At 63.6% G+C, this 15576-nt stretch carries 14 protein-coding genes; 10 read left to right on the forward strand and 4 right to left on the reverse strand.

The features are described 5' to 3' along the window. Positions 1 to 116: 116 nt before the first annotated feature. Positions 117 to 2036, reverse strand: coding sequence for an AAA family ATPase (locus tag MasN3_RS22560; RefSeq protein WP_281910391.1), 1920 nt, complete (start codon positions 2034 to 2036; stop codon positions 117 to 119). A gap of 666 nt (positions 2037 to 2702) precedes the next feature. Here MasN3_RS22560 and MasN3_RS22565 point away from each other — a divergent pair. Beyond that, the gene (locus tag MasN3_RS22565; RefSeq protein ID WP_281910392.1) at positions 2703 to 2972 is read left to right on the forward strand and encodes a hypothetical protein; all 270 of its coding nucleotides are present in this window, start codon (positions 2703 to 2705) and stop codon (positions 2970 to 2972) included. Positions 2973 to 2992: 20 nt separating this feature from the next. On the opposite strand, the gene MasN3_RS22570 is transcribed toward MasN3_RS22565, so the two are convergent. Together MasN3_RS22570 and gstA are read right to left on the reverse strand one after the other, a co-directional pair. After that, positions 2993 to 3511 (reverse strand): DUF1697 domain-containing protein, encoded by a 519-nt coding sequence (locus MasN3_RS22570; RefSeq protein ID WP_281910394.1) that lies wholly within the window; start codon positions 3509 to 3511, stop codon positions 2993 to 2995. A gap of 85 nt (positions 3512 to 3596) precedes the next feature. Continuing rightward, positions 3597 to 4202 carry a glutathione transferase GstA gene (gene gstA, locus MasN3_RS22575; RefSeq protein ID WP_281910396.1) on the reverse strand — a complete coding sequence of 202 codons (606 nt, stop codon included), beginning with the start codon at positions 4200 to 4202 and terminating at the stop codon, positions 3597 to 3599. 165 nt (positions 4203 to 4367) lie between these two features. Between gstA and MasN3_RS22580 the strand changes: the two genes are divergently transcribed. Together MasN3_RS22580 and MasN3_RS22585 are read left to right on the forward strand one after the other, a co-directional pair. Next, on the forward strand, positions 4368 to 4697 hold the full coding sequence (locus tag MasN3_RS22580; RefSeq protein ID WP_281910397.1) for a hypothetical protein: 330 nt from the start codon (positions 4368 to 4370) through the stop codon (positions 4695 to 4697). Beyond that, positions 4694 to 5557, forward strand: coding sequence for an HDOD domain-containing protein (locus MasN3_RS22585; protein ID WP_281910398.1), 864 nt, complete (start codon positions 4694 to 4696; stop codon positions 5555 to 5557). Before MasN3_RS22580 ends, MasN3_RS22585 begins: the two co-directional genes overlap by 4 nt. Before the next feature lie 133 nt (positions 5558 to 5690). Here the strand turns inward: MasN3_RS22585 and MasN3_RS22590 are convergent, their stop codons facing one another. Beyond that, on the reverse strand, positions 5691 to 6098 hold the full coding sequence (locus MasN3_RS22590; protein WP_036250880.1) for a hypothetical protein: 408 nt from the start codon (positions 6096 to 6098) through the stop codon (positions 5691 to 5693). A 614-nt stretch (positions 6099 to 6712) separates the two neighbouring features. Here MasN3_RS22590 and miaB point away from each other — a divergent pair. The 7 genes from miaB (at position 6713) to glyS (ending at position 15575) form a co-directional block, all read left to right on the forward strand. Continuing rightward, the gene (gene miaB, locus MasN3_RS22595; RefSeq protein WP_281910400.1) at positions 6713 to 8071 is read left to right on the forward strand and encodes a tRNA (N6-isopentenyl adenosine(37)-C2)-methylthiotransferase MiaB; all 1359 of its coding nucleotides are present in this window, start codon (positions 6713 to 6715) and stop codon (positions 8069 to 8071) included. Next, entirely contained in the window at positions 8068 to 9153 is a 1086-nt protein-coding gene (locus MasN3_RS22600; RefSeq protein ID WP_281910402.1) for a PhoH family protein, read from the forward strand. The genes miaB and MasN3_RS22600 overlap by 4 nt, the downstream gene beginning before the upstream one ends. Further along, positions 9134 to 9601 (forward strand): rRNA maturation RNase YbeY, encoded by a 468-nt coding sequence (gene ybeY / locus MasN3_RS22605; protein ID WP_281910404.1) that lies wholly within the window; start codon positions 9134 to 9136, stop codon positions 9599 to 9601. Before MasN3_RS22600 ends, ybeY begins: the two co-directional genes overlap by 20 nt. A gap of 208 nt (positions 9602 to 9809) precedes the next feature. Further along, on the forward strand, positions 9810 to 10688 hold the full coding sequence (locus MasN3_RS22610) for an HlyC/CorC family transporter (protein ID WP_281910406.1): 879 nt from the start codon (positions 9810 to 9812) through the stop codon (positions 10686 to 10688). Further along, positions 10688 to 12259 carry an apolipoprotein N-acyltransferase gene (gene lnt, locus MasN3_RS22615; RefSeq protein ID WP_281910407.1) on the forward strand — a complete coding sequence of 524 codons (1572 nt, stop codon included), beginning with the start codon at positions 10688 to 10690 and terminating at the stop codon, positions 12257 to 12259. Before MasN3_RS22610 ends, lnt begins: the two co-directional genes overlap by 1 nt. A gap of 257 nt (positions 12260 to 12516) precedes the next feature. Then, on the forward strand, positions 12517 to 13461 hold the full coding sequence (glyQ, locus tag MasN3_RS22620; RefSeq protein WP_281910408.1) for a glycine--tRNA ligase subunit alpha: 945 nt from the start codon (positions 12517 to 12519) through the stop codon (positions 13459 to 13461). Between the two features lie 17 nt (positions 13462 to 13478). After that, positions 13479 to 15575 carry a glycine--tRNA ligase subunit beta gene (gene glyS / locus MasN3_RS22625; protein ID WP_281910410.1) on the forward strand — a complete coding sequence of 699 codons (2097 nt, stop codon included), beginning with the start codon at positions 13479 to 13481 and terminating at the stop codon, positions 15573 to 15575. Position 15576 lies beyond the last annotated feature (1 nt).

The following is a 15576-nucleotide window of genomic DNA, read 5'->3' on the forward strand; positions in this document are numbered from 1 at the left end:
GTCCAGGTTGGACATTCACTCAGCTCGACAGTTCAATTTCTACACTTGGCGCGAACAGCGCCATAAAAAAACCCGCCGGCTCACGCACGGCGGGTTGAATAACAGCAAGGAAAAACTCAGGCGGCAACCACCTCTTCCACGCACAGCTTGAGGTTGGCGTGGCGGCCGTGCAGCTGCGAGTGGATCAGCTCGCTGCGCTCTTCGAGCAGCGCGAACACCGCGTCCTTCGACAGCACGTACTCTTCCATCAGGGTGTCCTTGAGCGACTCGATCACCAGCTTGTAGTCGCGGATCGCGTTCAGGGTGTAGCTGTAGAGCTCATCGGCCTTTTCTTCCACCAGGCGCAAGGTGTGCTCGCCGCCCATGTCCTTCTGCAGCTGCGAATAATCCAGCTTCGAGCGCGAGTACATCGACAGGCGGCCTACCATCAGGTTCAGCATCTTGGTGATCTTCTCGATGTCGTTCTGGCTGCCCACCGAAATGCCGCGCGGGCCGTAGAACAGCTCTTCCGCCGCCACGCCGCCGTACAGGCCGATCACGTCGCGCTCCAGCTCTTCCAGCGTGCGCAGCGACATGTCCTGGCCCGACTGCAGCACGTAGCCCAGCGCGCCGATCTTCGACACCGCCTCGGTGCTGATCTTCAGCAGGTGCGACTTTTCCTTCACCTCACGCAGACTCATGCCGGCGCGCAGGTAGGGGTCGATCTGCATGAAGAAGTGACCCAGTTCGTGCAGGGCGATGCGTTCGCGCTGCTTGGTCTTCTCGGCGGTGGTGGCGCGGTCGGTCAGGCCGATGGTGGCGCGTTCGTAGGCACGGAACAGCAGGTTGGTGTTGATGATCGTCTTTTCCTGGATCGACAGCATCGACGCGCGCTCGACCACGGTTTCCAGCAGCGCCGGGCTCAGGTTCTGGGTGATTTCCGCCACCTGGTCCAGGTTGGTGTCGGGCCAGTCGACCAGTCCTTCCTTCTTGCGTGCCAGGAAGCTGCGCAGGAGCTCCTTGCGCTCGCCCTTGTTCGGCAGGCGGAAGTTGATCTTGACCGAGAAGCGGCGCAGCATCGCTTCGTCCATCTCGGTGTTCGAATCGTCGAAGTTCGAGGCGACCACCCAGATCACGCCCTGGCCCTTGTCGCTTTTCACGCCGTCCAGCAGGCCCAGCAGGGTGTTGGCGGTATCGTCTTCCCACTTCTTCTCGCTGCGGCCGCGCGGCATGAACAGGGTCTGCGCTTCATCCAGGAAGATGATGCACTTGCCCTTGGCGCAGGCCTTCTTGTACAGCGCGTTCAGCGCCTTCGAGCCGCCGCCGACGTAGCCCGACTCCAGCGCCGAGCCCGAGGCCGAAATCAGCGGCAGGTCCAGGCGCTTGGCCAGGTAGCCGACCAGCTTGGTCTTGCCGGTGCCGGCCGGACCGGTCAACATCACGTTGAAGGGCTTGTCGATGTTGTGCGACTGGTATTCGTCGCGGTTGCGGATCATGTCTTCCAGGTGCAGGACTTCCTGCTTGATGTCGTCCATGCCGATCAGGTCGTCCATGCTGCCTTTGAGCTTGTCCGGGGTGATGACCGAAGCGCTCATGCCCATGCCCGGCACGCCGAACTTGAGCAGGTACAGCACCAGCAGCAGCACGCCGATGGTCAGGCCGTAGTTCTTCAGGAAGGTGCCGGCGGTATCCAACGCGGTGGCGCCGTCGTCCATCACGGCCTTGTGGCTGGCCAGGTAGTCGTCCTTGGCGATCGAGTAGGGAATCGCGTTCTTCAGCAGCACTTCGCGCTCGAGCGACAGGTGCGAAGTGCTCGGCACCTTGACCACGTGGATCGCGTCCGCATCCTTGAACTTGTAGACGTAGCGCGGCGACTCCGACAGCGGCTTGGCGATCAAGAGGTATTCCAGGCGCTCTTTTTGGGCGGCCAGTTCGGTGATCTCGGCAATATTTTGCGACTGCACCACCGGGTTCGGATGTTGCGGCACGGTCGATTTCCAGATTGCCACCGCCGCAATGACACCGAGCAGGGCCGCCAGCGCGATGCGGACGGACATGCTCTTGAATGCGTTCTTGAAGGCAAGCTGAAGTTGGGCGAAATTCGGCATTGTTTGATCTTTGGCAAAGTTGTCGGGCAGCGGTACTTCTGGTGCCGTGCCGGCGTGGTCTCTCGCGGGATCGGCATGCGGCGTGTGGTGGGCGCTTTAGGCGTTACACGCCGTGTCCAAACGTGTTCGTTTGGTATTGTTTTGATGCCCGAGGGCAATGGGATAAGGAGACTATACCCGCAAAAAAAACCGAGGTGTATACCGTGCGATGAAAAAAATGGCGATCGCAACGATAGTGAATAAATAAATAATGAAATTTATTGGCAGAGTATCAGCAAAAATTATCGAACTTTCAAATAAACGCAATTTCTTTGCTAAAACGACATGTCAAATCGAGTAGCTGCTTGCAATAATGCCAGGATGAAGCGAGGCTAATCTGCGACAGTGGAAGTTTCTTTGATTGAGCGCAACATGCGCCCATTTGTCACCAAACTGATGACTTCTTTGCGCAACTCAGCAGTTCTAATTGAGCGCAGCAATTTTGCTGCTTTTGATATGCTGATTCCACCGGAATGCCGTGCTGCGACCGTCCCTATATGGGGTTGGCTCGGCCGGATGCAAGTCGCAGCCCAGTCCGGCCAGGCAAGAAATCGAGCAACAGCAAGAGGAACGGCTATGAATAGATACGCATTGGCAGCAGCACTGGCGATCTGCCTCGGCAGTCCCGCGCAAGCTGCCCTGATCGACCTTTCCACCAGCAACCAGGCCATGGCGCGCGTACAGCAACCGGTACGCAATCTGTCGGTCACCCAGCGCCAGGACGTCGTGGCGCCGCCAGCGAACATGTCGGAACTGCCCGAACCGGAAGTGTTCGCGATGATGTTGCTGGGGCTGATCCTGATCGGCTACAAGGCGGGGCGCGACAGCAGCGAGAAGTTCAAGTAGTCAGCGGGCCCTGGCGGGCTTCAGGCCGCACCGCACAGGGCATGCAGTTTCAGCAGCGTATTCCAGTTACGGGACGTGGTCCCATCCCCAAGAAGTTTCCCAAGGGACGTAGCCGCAGCGCTAAGCAGCATCCCTTCCGGACACCAGACATAGGCGGCGCGCTCACCCAGCGCAAGCCGCTCGCAGCCCCAGTCGCGGCCGTCGAGCGCAGCCAGCCTGTCACGCTGCGCGGCCGCATCCAGCAGGAAGACGATCAGGCGTGCGTGGTCGGTCGCCACATCGAGCAGCGGACTGCCCTCGATGATGGCGCCCAGTTCCTCGCGGCCGAGCACGAACACGCGCGCCGCCACGCCGAGCCTGAGCGCCAGCGCTTCCTCGATCGCCCGAGCGGCCTCCTGCGCCGTGACGCCTGCCGCCCGGAACACGAGGTTGCCGCTGTTGAGCAGGCTGCGCACGCCGGTATAACCGAGGCCCTCGACCAGCGCGCGCAGGTCGGCCATGGCAATGCGCTTGGCGCGTCCGACGTTAATTCCTCGCAAGAATGCGACGTAGCAGGAGCCGTTCATGGGCGCGATCCTACCCGAGGCCTTGCCGGCGTGGCGCATTGCTCATGCTGCGCTGGGCTCAGGCCAGGCCTTCGGCGCGCAGCGCTTCCTGCACGGCCGGGATCGCGCCGATCCTGGCCTGGTAGGCCTGCAATGCCGGCCAGTCGTCCAGGCTGAACTTGGCGAACTGCGCCCAGTTCAGCACGGTGAACAGGTAGGCGTCGGCGATGGTGAAGGTCTCGCCCGTCAGGAACGCACGGCCTTCCAGCTTGCCGGCCAGGTAGCCCAGCGGACGGGCCAGCGCCGCCCACGCCGCGCTGCGGCCCTCTTCGGTGCAGCCCGGGGTGAACAGGGGCGTGAAGCGCTTGTGCACTTCGGTGGCGATGTAGTTCAGCCATTCCATCACCTGGTAGCGCTCGAAGGTCCCGTGGGCCGGGGCCAGGTTCGCGCCCGGCGCCTGGTCGGCGACGTACTGCAGCAGGACCGCGGCTTCGGTCAGCACCCTGCCGTCGTCCAGTTGCAGGGCCGGCAGCGCGCCCTTGTCATTGATGTCACGGTAGTCGCCGCCGCTGGCGATGGCCTTGGTCTTCAGGTTCACGCGCTCGACCGCGAACGGCAGGCCGGCGGCGATCAGCGCGATATGCGGGGCCAGCGAACACGCGCCTGGACTGATATAGAGCTTCATCGTTTCCTTTCATGAGGGGAGCGACACGGTCGCGACCGACAAGCGTACAACATTTCTCAAACACGCTGCGGGAATGCCACACGAGCTGCGCCAGCGCGGGTGGCGGCGCAAGCCCGGTGTTAAGATCGTCCAACTTATTGAAAGCAGGAAAGAACTGGAGAATACATGAGCGATAGCTACGAGCTGGTGCCACTGGCGCACCTGTATCCGGGCATGGTGCTCGCCGATGCGCTGCTTGACGCGCACGGGAAGGTACTGCTGGCCGAAGGCGCGGTGCTGGGCGAGGCGACCATCCTGTCGCTGTCCCGGCATGGCGTCGGCGCGGCCCCGATCCGCCGCGCCGCGCCGCCGAGCCAGCCGGACCCGGGCGCGGTGCAGGCGCGCCTGGACCATCTGTTCCGCCGCAACGACCGCGACGACCACGCCGACTGGGCGACCGGCCTGCTGCGCCGCTATGTCGAGGATTACCGCCTGCGGGGCGAGGTGGCGCCATGAGCGCGCACCTCGAACCAGCGGCGCCGATCGACAGCGCCGACATCCTGGGCGGCGTCGACGACCTGCCCTCGCTGCCGGCCGTGGTCATGGAGCTGCTCGGCAGCCTCGACCAGGAAGACCTCGACATCGCCGTGCTGGCGAAAAAGGTCTCGAACGACCCGGCGCTGACGGCCAAGACCCTGCGCCTGGCCAACTCCTCGGCCTTCGGCCTGCAGGTCAAGGCGACCACGATCCAGCAAGCCATGACCTATCTCGGCTTCGAAGCCATGCGCAGGCTGATCACGACGGCCGCGCTGACCGGCTGCTTCCCGGCCGGGCGCTGCCCGGGCTTCAACGACAAGGCCTTCTGGCGCCACTCGATCGCCAGCGCCGCCTGCGCCCGCGCGCTGGCGCGCCGGGTACGCTTCAATGCGGACTACGCCTTCACCGCCGGCCTGCTGCACGACATCGGGCGGCTGGTGCTGGTGGCGCGCTTCCCCGAGCGCTATCAGGCAGTGCTGTCGCTGCGCGACAAGATGGATGGCGAACTGATCGATGCTGAACGCGCCCTGCTGGGCGTGGACCACGTCGACGCCGGCGTGGCGCTTGCGCTGCACTGGGATTTTTCGGACACCATGCGCCAGGCAATCGCTTACCACCATGCGCCGGAGGCGGCTGGCGCCGGTTTCCTGGCGACGATCGTGCATGTGGCAAGCGCGGTCGTGCATGCGCTGGACCTGGCCGGGAATCCGGACGAACTGGTGCCGCGCGTGTCCTCGGTGGCCTGGACGGCGCTGGGCCTGACGGAGGAAGCGTGGCTGCAGGTCTTCCATGAAACCGAGCTGCAGTACGAGGAGATGTCGGCCATCCTGATGGCCTGACGGAAACGGAAATAGCGCAGATGGGCTGCGCAAAGAAGAGCCGGCCGGACCGGTGCGGCACTGCGGTCAGACCGCGGTGCCGCCGCCCGCTGCTACCGAAGGCATGACAGGCGCGGCTGTCATGCCCGCGGCATCAGTGAGCATAATTGCCGGTCGACGGATTTGCTTCGTTACCTTGCTGCTGTTGCTGAGGCTGTTGCTGTTGCTGCTGGGCTGCCGCTGCGGCGGCTGCCTGGGCTGCCTTCTCTTCTGGCTTCGGGCGGCCTTGTGCGTCCGACAGGCGATATTTGGTACGACGGTCGCCCATCAGGTCGCGCAGGTCGCGGATGCTCATACCGGTCACTTCGTGCATGCGGATCAGCAGCGAAGCGCCGACCGGCAGACGGTGGTGACGGATCTTGCTGATGACTGGCGGCGCAACTTCGAGCATGCGCGACAGCGCGGCGTCGTTCTTCAGCTGCATTTTACCGAGCAGGATGTCCAGCAGATGGTTGGGGTTGTAGCTTTCCTGCGAAGACAGAGCATGATGCTGTTGTGCCATGATGTTTACCTCTTCAGTTTGGTTAAAATAGTTCCTTTACGAACTTTTGTTAAAGACTACATTTCATCAACATAAGTTCCTGGACTACCTTTAGGAAATTAAACAGGTCGCGCCTGAAGAACTCCTTAAGACATCGTCCGTTTGCAACCTCCCGCGTACCCTCCCCGCATGCGCACTTGTCTTTCAAACAAATTATCAGGCTCATACGTCCACAGTACATCCGAGCAGCGCATGTGACTCATTGTCAGAAATCAAGCTATCGTGCGGAAAGCTTGTCACATAGGCATTTCAGCACATGGGGATTATTTGTGGCGCACGCAAGAGATTTCTGCAATAAATTTTCCTGATCAGAAGTTAAACCGAAGCTGTTGATTTACAAGAAGAAAGAATCGATTCCAACATGACCATTTTCAACAGGTCGAGCACTTTTGTTCATCATCGCACATTTAACAATCTGAGCAGCTTTGCAACGACTTTAGGTTAAGAGATTTATCGTTCCTTAAAGCATTGAAACGCGCTGCGCACGGGCCGATTTCCTGGACGGGCGGCGATTTACGCTAAACTGGCCACGTCTTTAGTCAAAGCATCAGCTACTCCTCTCAATACAGCACGCCATGCAGAAAAAAGTATTCATCAAGACCTTCGGCTGCCAGATGAACGAATACGATTCGGACAAGATGGCGGACGTCCTCGGCGCATCCGATGGACTGGTCCGTACCGACTCGCCCGAAGATGCCGACGTCATCCTGCTGAACACCTGCTCGGTGCGTGAAAAAGCACAAGAGAAAGTGTTTTCCGACCTGGGCCGCTTCAAGGCGCTCAAGCGCGACAAGCCGGACCTGGTGATCGGCGTCGGCGGCTGCGTGGCCTCGCAGGAAGGGGAAGCCATCGTCAAGCGAGCCCCGCACGTGGACGTGGTGTTCGGGCCGCAGACCCTGCACCGCCTGCCGCAACTGATCCGCGAACGCCGCCATAGCGGCGCGGCCCAGGTCGACATCAGCTTCCCCGAAATCGAGAAATTCGACCACTTGCCGCCCGCCAAGGTGGAAGGCCCGGTGGCCTACGTCTCGATCATGGAAGGCTGCAGCAAGTACTGCAGCTACTGCGTGGTGCCCTACACCCGCGGCGAGGAAGTCTCGCGCCCCTTCGAGGACGTGCTGACCGAGTGCGCCGGCCTGGCTGCCCAGGGCGTGAAGGAAATCATGCTGCTGGGCCAGAACGTGAATGCCTACCGCGGCACCATGGAGGGCGGCGAAGTAGCCGACTTCGCGCTGCTGCTGGAATATATTGCCGACATCCCCGGCATCGCGCGCCTGCGCTACGTCACCAGCCACCCGAAGGAATTCACCCAGCGCCTGATCGACGCCTACGCCAGGATCCCGCAGCTGGTGAACCACATCTACCTGCCGGTGCAGCACGGTTCCGACCGCGTGCTCGGGGCCATGAAGCGCGGCTATACCGCCCTTGAATACAAGTCGATCATCCGCCGCATCCGCGCGGTGCGCCCGGAGATGGCCTTCTCGTCCGACTTCATCGTCGGCTTCCCCGGCGAAAGCGATGCCGACTTCGAGGCCATGATGAAACTGGTGGAAGACGTCGGTTTCGACAACAGCTTCAGCTTCATCTTCAGCAAGCGCCCGGGCACTCCGGCCGCCAATCTCGAGGACGACACCCCGCACGAAGTCAAGCTGGCGCGGCTGCAACGCTTGCAGGCCTTGATCGATGCGAATACGCGCAAATATAGTGCAGCCATGGTCGGCAGCGTCCAGCGCGTGCTGGTCGAAGGCCCGTCCAAGAAAAACCCGGAGCAGCTGCAAGGCCGTACCGAAAACAACCGCGTGGTCAACTTCAGCGCCGACGACGGCATCCAGCTGGTCGGACAACTGGTCGATGTGCGTATCGTCACCAGCCACGATTATTTCCTCAGCGGCGAACTCGTCGCCAACCTAGACACGATTGCCAAAGCCAGTTGAAAAACACACCCCAACAGCCTTCGTACTTCATCCCCGAGCCGCTCGACAACACGCGGCTTGCCCACCTGTGCGGCCCGCTCGACGAGAACCTGCGCCAGATCTCGGCCGCGCTTGACGTCACCATTTTCCGGCGCGGCGAGAAATTCATCGTCAGCGGCAGCAATGCCGAACGCGCGGTCGAACTGCTGGAGCGCTTCTACGCGGTCGCCAACAAGGTCGTGCCGATCGAGGAAGTCCAACTGGCCCTGGTGGAACAGCGTTCCGGCCTGAAGCCGCGCGTCCCCGGCGAAGCGCAGCAGCCGGAACCGGCCGCCCGCGAAGTCAAGGACGCCGCGGAAGACGCCGGCGAAGCTTCCGAACTGGTCAGCCCCACGCTCAAGACCCGCCGCAGCGACCTGCGCGGGCGCACGCCGCACCAGATCCAGTACCTGCGCGCCGTGCTCGAGCACGACATCAGCTTCGGCGTCGGCCCGGCCGGCACCGGCAAGACCTATCTCGCGGTGGCCTGCGCGGTGGACGCGCTGGAACGCGACGCGGTCAAGCGCATCATCCTGACCCGCCCCGCGGTGGAAGCGGGCGAGCGCCTCGGCTTCCTGCCGGGCGACCTGAGCCAGAAGGTCGATCCCTACCTGCGCCCGCTGTACGACGCGCTGTACGACCTGCTCGGCTTCGACCGCACCCAGAAGCTGTTCGAGAAGCAGGTCATCGAGATCGCCCCGCTGGCCTACATGCGCGGGCGCACACTGAACCACGCCTTCGTGATCCTGGACGAGGCCCAGAACACGACGGTCGAGCAGATGAAGATGTTCCTGACCCGCATCGGCTTCGGCAGCAAGGCCGTGATCACCGGCGACGTCACCCAGGTCGACCTGCACAAGTCGCAGCGCTCCGGCCTGGTCGACGCCATCCACGTGCTGAAGAACGTGCGCGGCATCGCGTTCACCCATTTCGCCAGCGAAGACGTGGTGCGCCACCCGGTGGTGGCGCGCATCATCGATGCCTACGAAAAGAATTCCTCGATCGAGGAACTGGCCGCCCTCCCCAAACCGACCCCTGTGAAAAATGCAAGAAAAAAAACATAAGCTCGACCTCGAAGTCCAGTATCCCGACACCCGCCTCGAACAGGACATCACCGAGGAGATGCTGCAGCGCTGGGTGGAAGCCGCCCTGCTCGGCCCGGCGGAACTGTCGATCCGCTTCGTCGATGCCGAGGAAGGCCTGGCCCTGAACCGCCAGTACCGCGGCAAGGACTACGCGACCAATGTGCTGACCTTCGCCTACAACGAAGGCGAGGAACTGGGCGAGGACGACCCGACCCAGGCCGACATCATCCTGTGCACCGACGTGCTGGTGCGCGAGGCCGAGGAGCAGAAGAAGACGGTCGAGGAACACGCGGCCCACCTGGTGGTGCACGGCGTGCTGCACGCCCAGGGCTACGACCACGAGCACGACGAGGAAGCCGAGGAGATGGAGCAGTTCGAGCGCGACATCATGGAAGTGCTGGGTTATCCCGACCCGTATTCCGAATGATTCGTAGGGTGGACGGCTTCACCGTCCGCGCGTTCAAACTATCTCGATGCAGCCCGCTCGTCTGTTCTACTGCTGGTTGAACGCGCGGTCGGCAGAGCCGACCACCCTACTTTCCTAGCATCAACATGCGCTAACGGCGCGCATTGTGGGGCCTTTCGCCCTTTTGGTGTATCCTATACCCATCGTAACAACGGCTTCACGCCAAACTATGCCCGAGTATCCCAGTGACGTCCGATCGGACGTCAAACCCCACCGGTCGCTGTTCGAACGGCTGACCGCACTCATCTCCCCCGAGCCTGAAAACCGCGCAGAACTGCTCGAAGTCCTGCACGAAGCCCACGAGCGCAAGCTGATCGATGCCGACGCACTCTCGATGATCGAGGGCGTGTTCCAGGTGTCCGACCTGTCCGTGCGCGACATCATGGTGCCGCGTTCGCAAATGGACGTGATCGACATCACCGATCCGATAGAGCAATGGCTGCCGATCGTGCTCGAGACCCAGCACTCGCGCTTCCCTGCCATCGAGGGCGAGCGCGACAAGGTGGTCGGCATCCTGCTGGCCAAGGACCTGCTGCGCTACTATGCCGAGGACTCCTTCGACGTGCGCAAGATGCTGCGCCCGGCGATCTTCATCCCGGAATCGAAGCGCCTGAACGTGCTGCTGCGCGACTTCCGCGCCAACCATAACCACATGGCCATCGTCGTCGACGAGTACAGCGGCGTGGCCGGCCTGATCACCATCGAGGACGTGCTCGAACAGATCGTCGGCGACATCGAGGACGAGTACGACTTCGACGAGGACGAGGACAACATCCTGTCGATCAAGGAAGGCCAGCTGGGCCCGCGCTGGCGCGTCAAGGCGCTGACCGAGATCGAGCAGTTCAACGAAGAGATCGGCGCCGACCTGCCCGAGATCGACGCCGACACCATCGGCGGCCTGGTCGCCAGCCACCTCGGGCGCATGCCGCACAAGGGCGAAGTGGTCGACCTCGACAACCTGCGCTTCGAAGTGCTGCGCGCCGACGCGCGCCAGATCCACGTGCTGCTGGTCGAGAAGCTGCCGTCGCCCGAGACCGACCGCGACTGATGCTGCGCCGCCGTACCCAGCCCACCACCGCCCCTGATCCAGCATTACGCGGCACCAGGCCTTCCCCGAAGGCCCTGGTAGCGATGGCGCTGGCAGGCGCTGCCAGCCTGCTGTCCTTCCAGCCCTTCGGCTGGTGGCCGGTGCAGTTCCTCGCCCTTGCCTGCTTCTTCTACCAGGTCGGCATGGGCACGTCGCCGCGGCGCGGCGCGTGGCTGGGCTGGGCCTTCGGCTTCGGCTGGTCGGTGGCCGGCATGCACTGGCTGTACATCGCCGTCACCCGCTTCGGCGGCCTGCCCGCCATCCTGGGCGCGATCGCGATCGCCCTGCTCGGCCTGTACATGGGCCTGTTCGGCGCCTTCGCCGGCGGCGCCGCCAGCTGGTTGCGCCGCAAGTGGTCGCTGCCGGTGAGCGCCTTCGTGCTGCTGGTGCTGCCCGCCATGTGGGGCGTGTCGGAATGGATGCGCGGCTGGATCTTCACCGGCTTCCCCTGGGCGGCCTCGGGCTATGCCCACAACGTCTCGCCCCTTGGCGGCTACGCGCCGCTCGTCGGCGTCTACGGCCTCGGCGTGCTGGCCGCCTTGTGCGCAGGCTGCCTGGTCATGCTGACCCAGCGCGCGCGCTGGCCGGCCATCGGCCTGCTGGCGGCCGTGATGGCGGTCGGCTTCGGCCTGAAGCAGGTCAGCTGGACCCAGGAAGTGGGACAGCCCTTGAGCGTGCGCCTGCTGCAGGGCGACGTCAGGCAGGACCAGAAATTCGACGCCGCTTATCTCCACGAGATCATCGACCGCTACCAGGCGATGATCACGGCGGCGCCGGCCGACCTGGTCGCCACGCCGGAAACGGCGATTCCCGTCACGCCGCAGCAGCTGCCCGACGGCTACCTGGGCGCGCTGCAGGGCTTTGCCCAGCAGAGCGGCAGCCACCTGATGATCGGCATTCCGACCCTGAACCGCGAGGGCCGCTATGCCAACAGCGTGATCGCGCTCGATCCGCGCGGCGCGGCGGGAACGCAGGGCTACCTCTACAACAAGCACCACCTGGTGCCCTTCGGCGAATTCATTCCGCCGGGCTTCCGCTGGTTCACCGACCTGATGCGCATTCCGCTGGGCGACCAGACCCGCGGCGAGCCGCTGCAGGCGCCCTTCCCGGTGAAGGACCAGCTGGTGCTGCCGAATATCTGCTACGAGGACGCGTTTGGCGAAGAGATCGCGGCCCAGCTGCGCAATGCCGCGCAGCCCGCGACCCTGCTGCTGAACGTGTCGAACCTGGCCTGGTATGGCGAATCGGTGGCGATTCCGCAGCACCTGCAGATCTCGCAGATGCGCGCCATCGAAACCGGGCGCCCGATGCTGCGCTCGACCAACAACGGCGCTACCGCCGTCATCGACGGCCGCGGCAATGTCGTGCAGCGCCTGCCCTTCTACGAGCGCGGCGTGCTGGCGGCAACGGTGCGCGGCACCGAAGGCCTGACGCCCTACGTCCGCGCCGGCAACCTGGCTTTCCTGGCGCTCGCCGGCCTGATGTTCCTTGGCGCATGGATCGCCGGCCGCTACCGCAATCGGGTTTCGTAGGGTGGACGGCTCCGCCGTCCGCGCATCCGACTCACCGACGCTCTGTGGCAACGCATCCGATCATTGAACGCGCGGACGGCGTAAAACAGTCCACTGGACTGTTTTACCGTCCACCCTACAAAAACCCCACCAATTCGTACTGCTGAGTTGAATCGCTCCCCAGAATACCGATAAAACTTAGTAGAATTGGTCATTTGGCAAATTTACCGTGACCGCGGCAGGCAATGCCGCAGCGCCTCACCTATCGCTCACATCCGATGCTCACATTCCAACAAATCATCCTCACCCTGCAGACCTACTGGGACAAGCAGGGTTGCGCACTGCTGCAGCCCTATGACATGGAAGTCGGCGCAGGCACCTTCCACACCGGCACCTTCTTGCGCGCGATCGGCCCGGAGCCGTGGCGCGCCGCCTACGTGCAGCCGTCGCGCCGTCCGAAGGATGGCCGCTACGGCGAGAACCCGAACCGCCTGCAGCACTACTACCAGTACCAGGTGGTGCTGAAGCCCGCGCCGGAAAACATCCTCGACCTCTACCTCGGCTCGCTCGAGGCCCTGGGCCTGGATCTGAAGAAGAACGACGTGCGCTTCGTGGAAGACGACTGGGAAAGCCCGACCCTGGGCGCCTGGGGCCTGGGCTGGGAAGTCTGGCTGAACGGCATGGAAGTCACCCAGTTCACCTATTTCCAGCAGGTCGGCGGCCTCGATTGCAAGCCGGTGCTGGGCGAGATCACCTACGGCATCGAGCGCCTGGCCATGTACCTGCAGGGCGTCGAGAACGTCTACGACCTGGTGTGGACCGAGTGGGAGGAAAATGGTGCGGCCGGCGCTCCGGTCAAGAAGACCCTGTCGTACGGCGACGTCTTCCACCAGAACGAAGTCGAGCAGTCGACCTACAACTTCGAGCATGCCAACACCGAACTGCTGTTCCAGGCGTTCAGCAACCACGAAGCCGAGGCCAAGCGCCTGGTCGAGCTGCAGCTGACCCTGCCGGCCTACGAGCAGATCATGAAGGCTTCGCACAGCTTCAACATGCTGGACGCGCGCGGCGCCATCTCGGTGACCGAACGCGCCGCCTACATCGGCCGCGTGCGCACCCTGTCGCGCCTGGTGGCTCAGGCCTATTACGAGTCGCGCGAGAAGCTGGGCTTCCCGATGCTTGGGGCCGCCGAGGCCCGGGCTGACCAAAAGAACGCCGCTTGAAAAGAACAGAACAGACCATGAATCAAACACTCCTCGTCGAAATCCAGACCGAAGAACTGCCCCCGAAAGCGCTCGTCAAGCTGGGCGCCGCGTTTGCCAACGGCATCGCCAATGGCCTGAAGGCGCGCGACTTTTTGGAAAGCGACAGCGTCGTCACCTCGCACGCCACCCCGCGCCGCCTGGCCGTCATGATCACCAACGTGCGCGGCACCTCGCCCGACAAATCGATCCGCGAAAAGGTGCTGCCGGTGTCGGTTGCCCTGGACAAGGACGGCAATCCGAGCGCCCCGCTGGCCAAGAAGCTGGCCGCGCTGGGCTTCCCCGACCTGAAGATCGGCGACCTCGAACGCGCCCAGGACGGCAAGGCCGAATCCTTCTTCTACACTTACACCGCCAGCGGCAGCGCGCTCGCCAGCGCCCTGCAGGACGTGCTGCAGGACAGCGTCGCCAAGCTGCCGATCCCGAAAGTGATGAGCTACCAGCGCCCGAGCGGCGACACCGTGCACTTCGTGCGCCCAGTGCACCTGCTGCTCGCCCTGCACGGCGAACAGGTGCTGCCGCTGACGCTGCTGGGCCTGGAAGCCGGCCGCCACACCATGGGCCACCGCTTCCTGTCGCACGGCGGGAGAATCGCCATCCCGCACGCCGACCAGTACGCCAGCGTGCTGGAAAACGAAGGCAAGGTGCTCTCCAGCGCGGAGGCACGCAAGGAAAGCATCCGCAAGCAGCTGCTGGACAAGGCAGGCGCCGACCAGGTCCTGATGCCGGAGTCGCTGCTCGACGAAGTCGCCGCGCTGGTCGAATGGCCGGTGGTCTACGAATGCCGCTTCGAGGACGAATTCCTGGCCGTGCCGCAGGAATGCCTGATCCTCACCATGCAGACCAACCAGAAGTATTTCGCGCTGACGGACAGCACCGGCAAGCTGCGCTCGCGCTTCCTGATCGTGTCGAACATCGCCACCGACGATCCGTCCGCCATCGTCGGCGGCAACGAGCGCGTAGTGCGCCCGCGCCTCTCGGACGCCAAGTTCTTCTTCGAGCAGGACAAGAAGAAGACCCTGGAATCGCGCCTGCCGCTGCTGGAAAACGTGGTCTATCACAACAAGCTCGGCACCCAGCTCGAGCGCAGCGAACGCGTCACCGTCCTGGCGAGCAGCATCGCGCGCCGCCTGGGCTATGACGTGCCGCTGGCCGAACGCGGCGCCCGCCTGGCCAAGGCCGACCTGCTGACCGACATGGTCGGCGAGTTCCCCGAACTGCAGGGCATCATGGGCACCTACTACGCACGCCACGACGGCGAGCACGAGGAAGTCGCCCTGGCCGCTTCCGAGCACTACCAGCCGCGCTTCGCCGGCGATACCCTGCCGTCCACCAATACCGGCCTGGTGGCCGCGCTGGCCGACAAGCTGGAAACCCTGGTCGGCATCTGGGCCATCGGCCTGCAGCCGACCGGCGAGAAGGATCCGTTCGCGCTGCGCCGCCACGCCCTGGGCGTGATGCGCATGCTGGTCGAGAAGCGCCTGCCGCTGTCGATCTCCGAGCTGCTGGCCGCAGCGGCCGGCGTGTTCGAAGGCCAGGCCGCGTTCAAGGATCCGCGCGCCGAGGTCACCGTGTTCATGCTGGACCGCCTGCGCGGCATGCTGCGCGAGCGCGGCTTCTCGCCGAACGAGGTCGAGGCCGTCCTGGCCCAGAACCCGGACCGCGTCGACGACGTCGTCCAGCGCCTGGAAGCGGTGCAGGCCTTCGCCGCCCTGCCGGAGTCGAGCTCGCTGGCCGCCGCCAACAAGCGCATCACCAACATCCTCAAGAAGAACGAGGAGGCGATGCCGGCCGACGCTTCGGTCAAGCAGGCGCTGCTGATCGAGCCGGCGGAAAGCGCGCTGGCCGCCAAGATGACCGCGCTCGAGGGCGAGGTCACCAGCGCGTTCGAGAACAGCGACTTCACCGGCGCCCTCAGGACCCTGGCGCTGATGAAGGATGAAGTCGACGCCTTCTTCAACGACGTCATGGTGATGGCGGAAGACGTCAACCTGCGCAACAACCGCCTGGCGCTGCTGTCGCAGCTGCACGGCATGATGAACCGCGTCGCGGATATTTCGAAGCTCGCGGCATAAG

The organism is Massilia varians, assembly GCF_027923905.1.
GTDB classification, from domain to species: domain Bacteria; phylum Pseudomonadota; class Gammaproteobacteria; order Burkholderiales; family Burkholderiaceae_D; genus Telluria; species Telluria varians_B.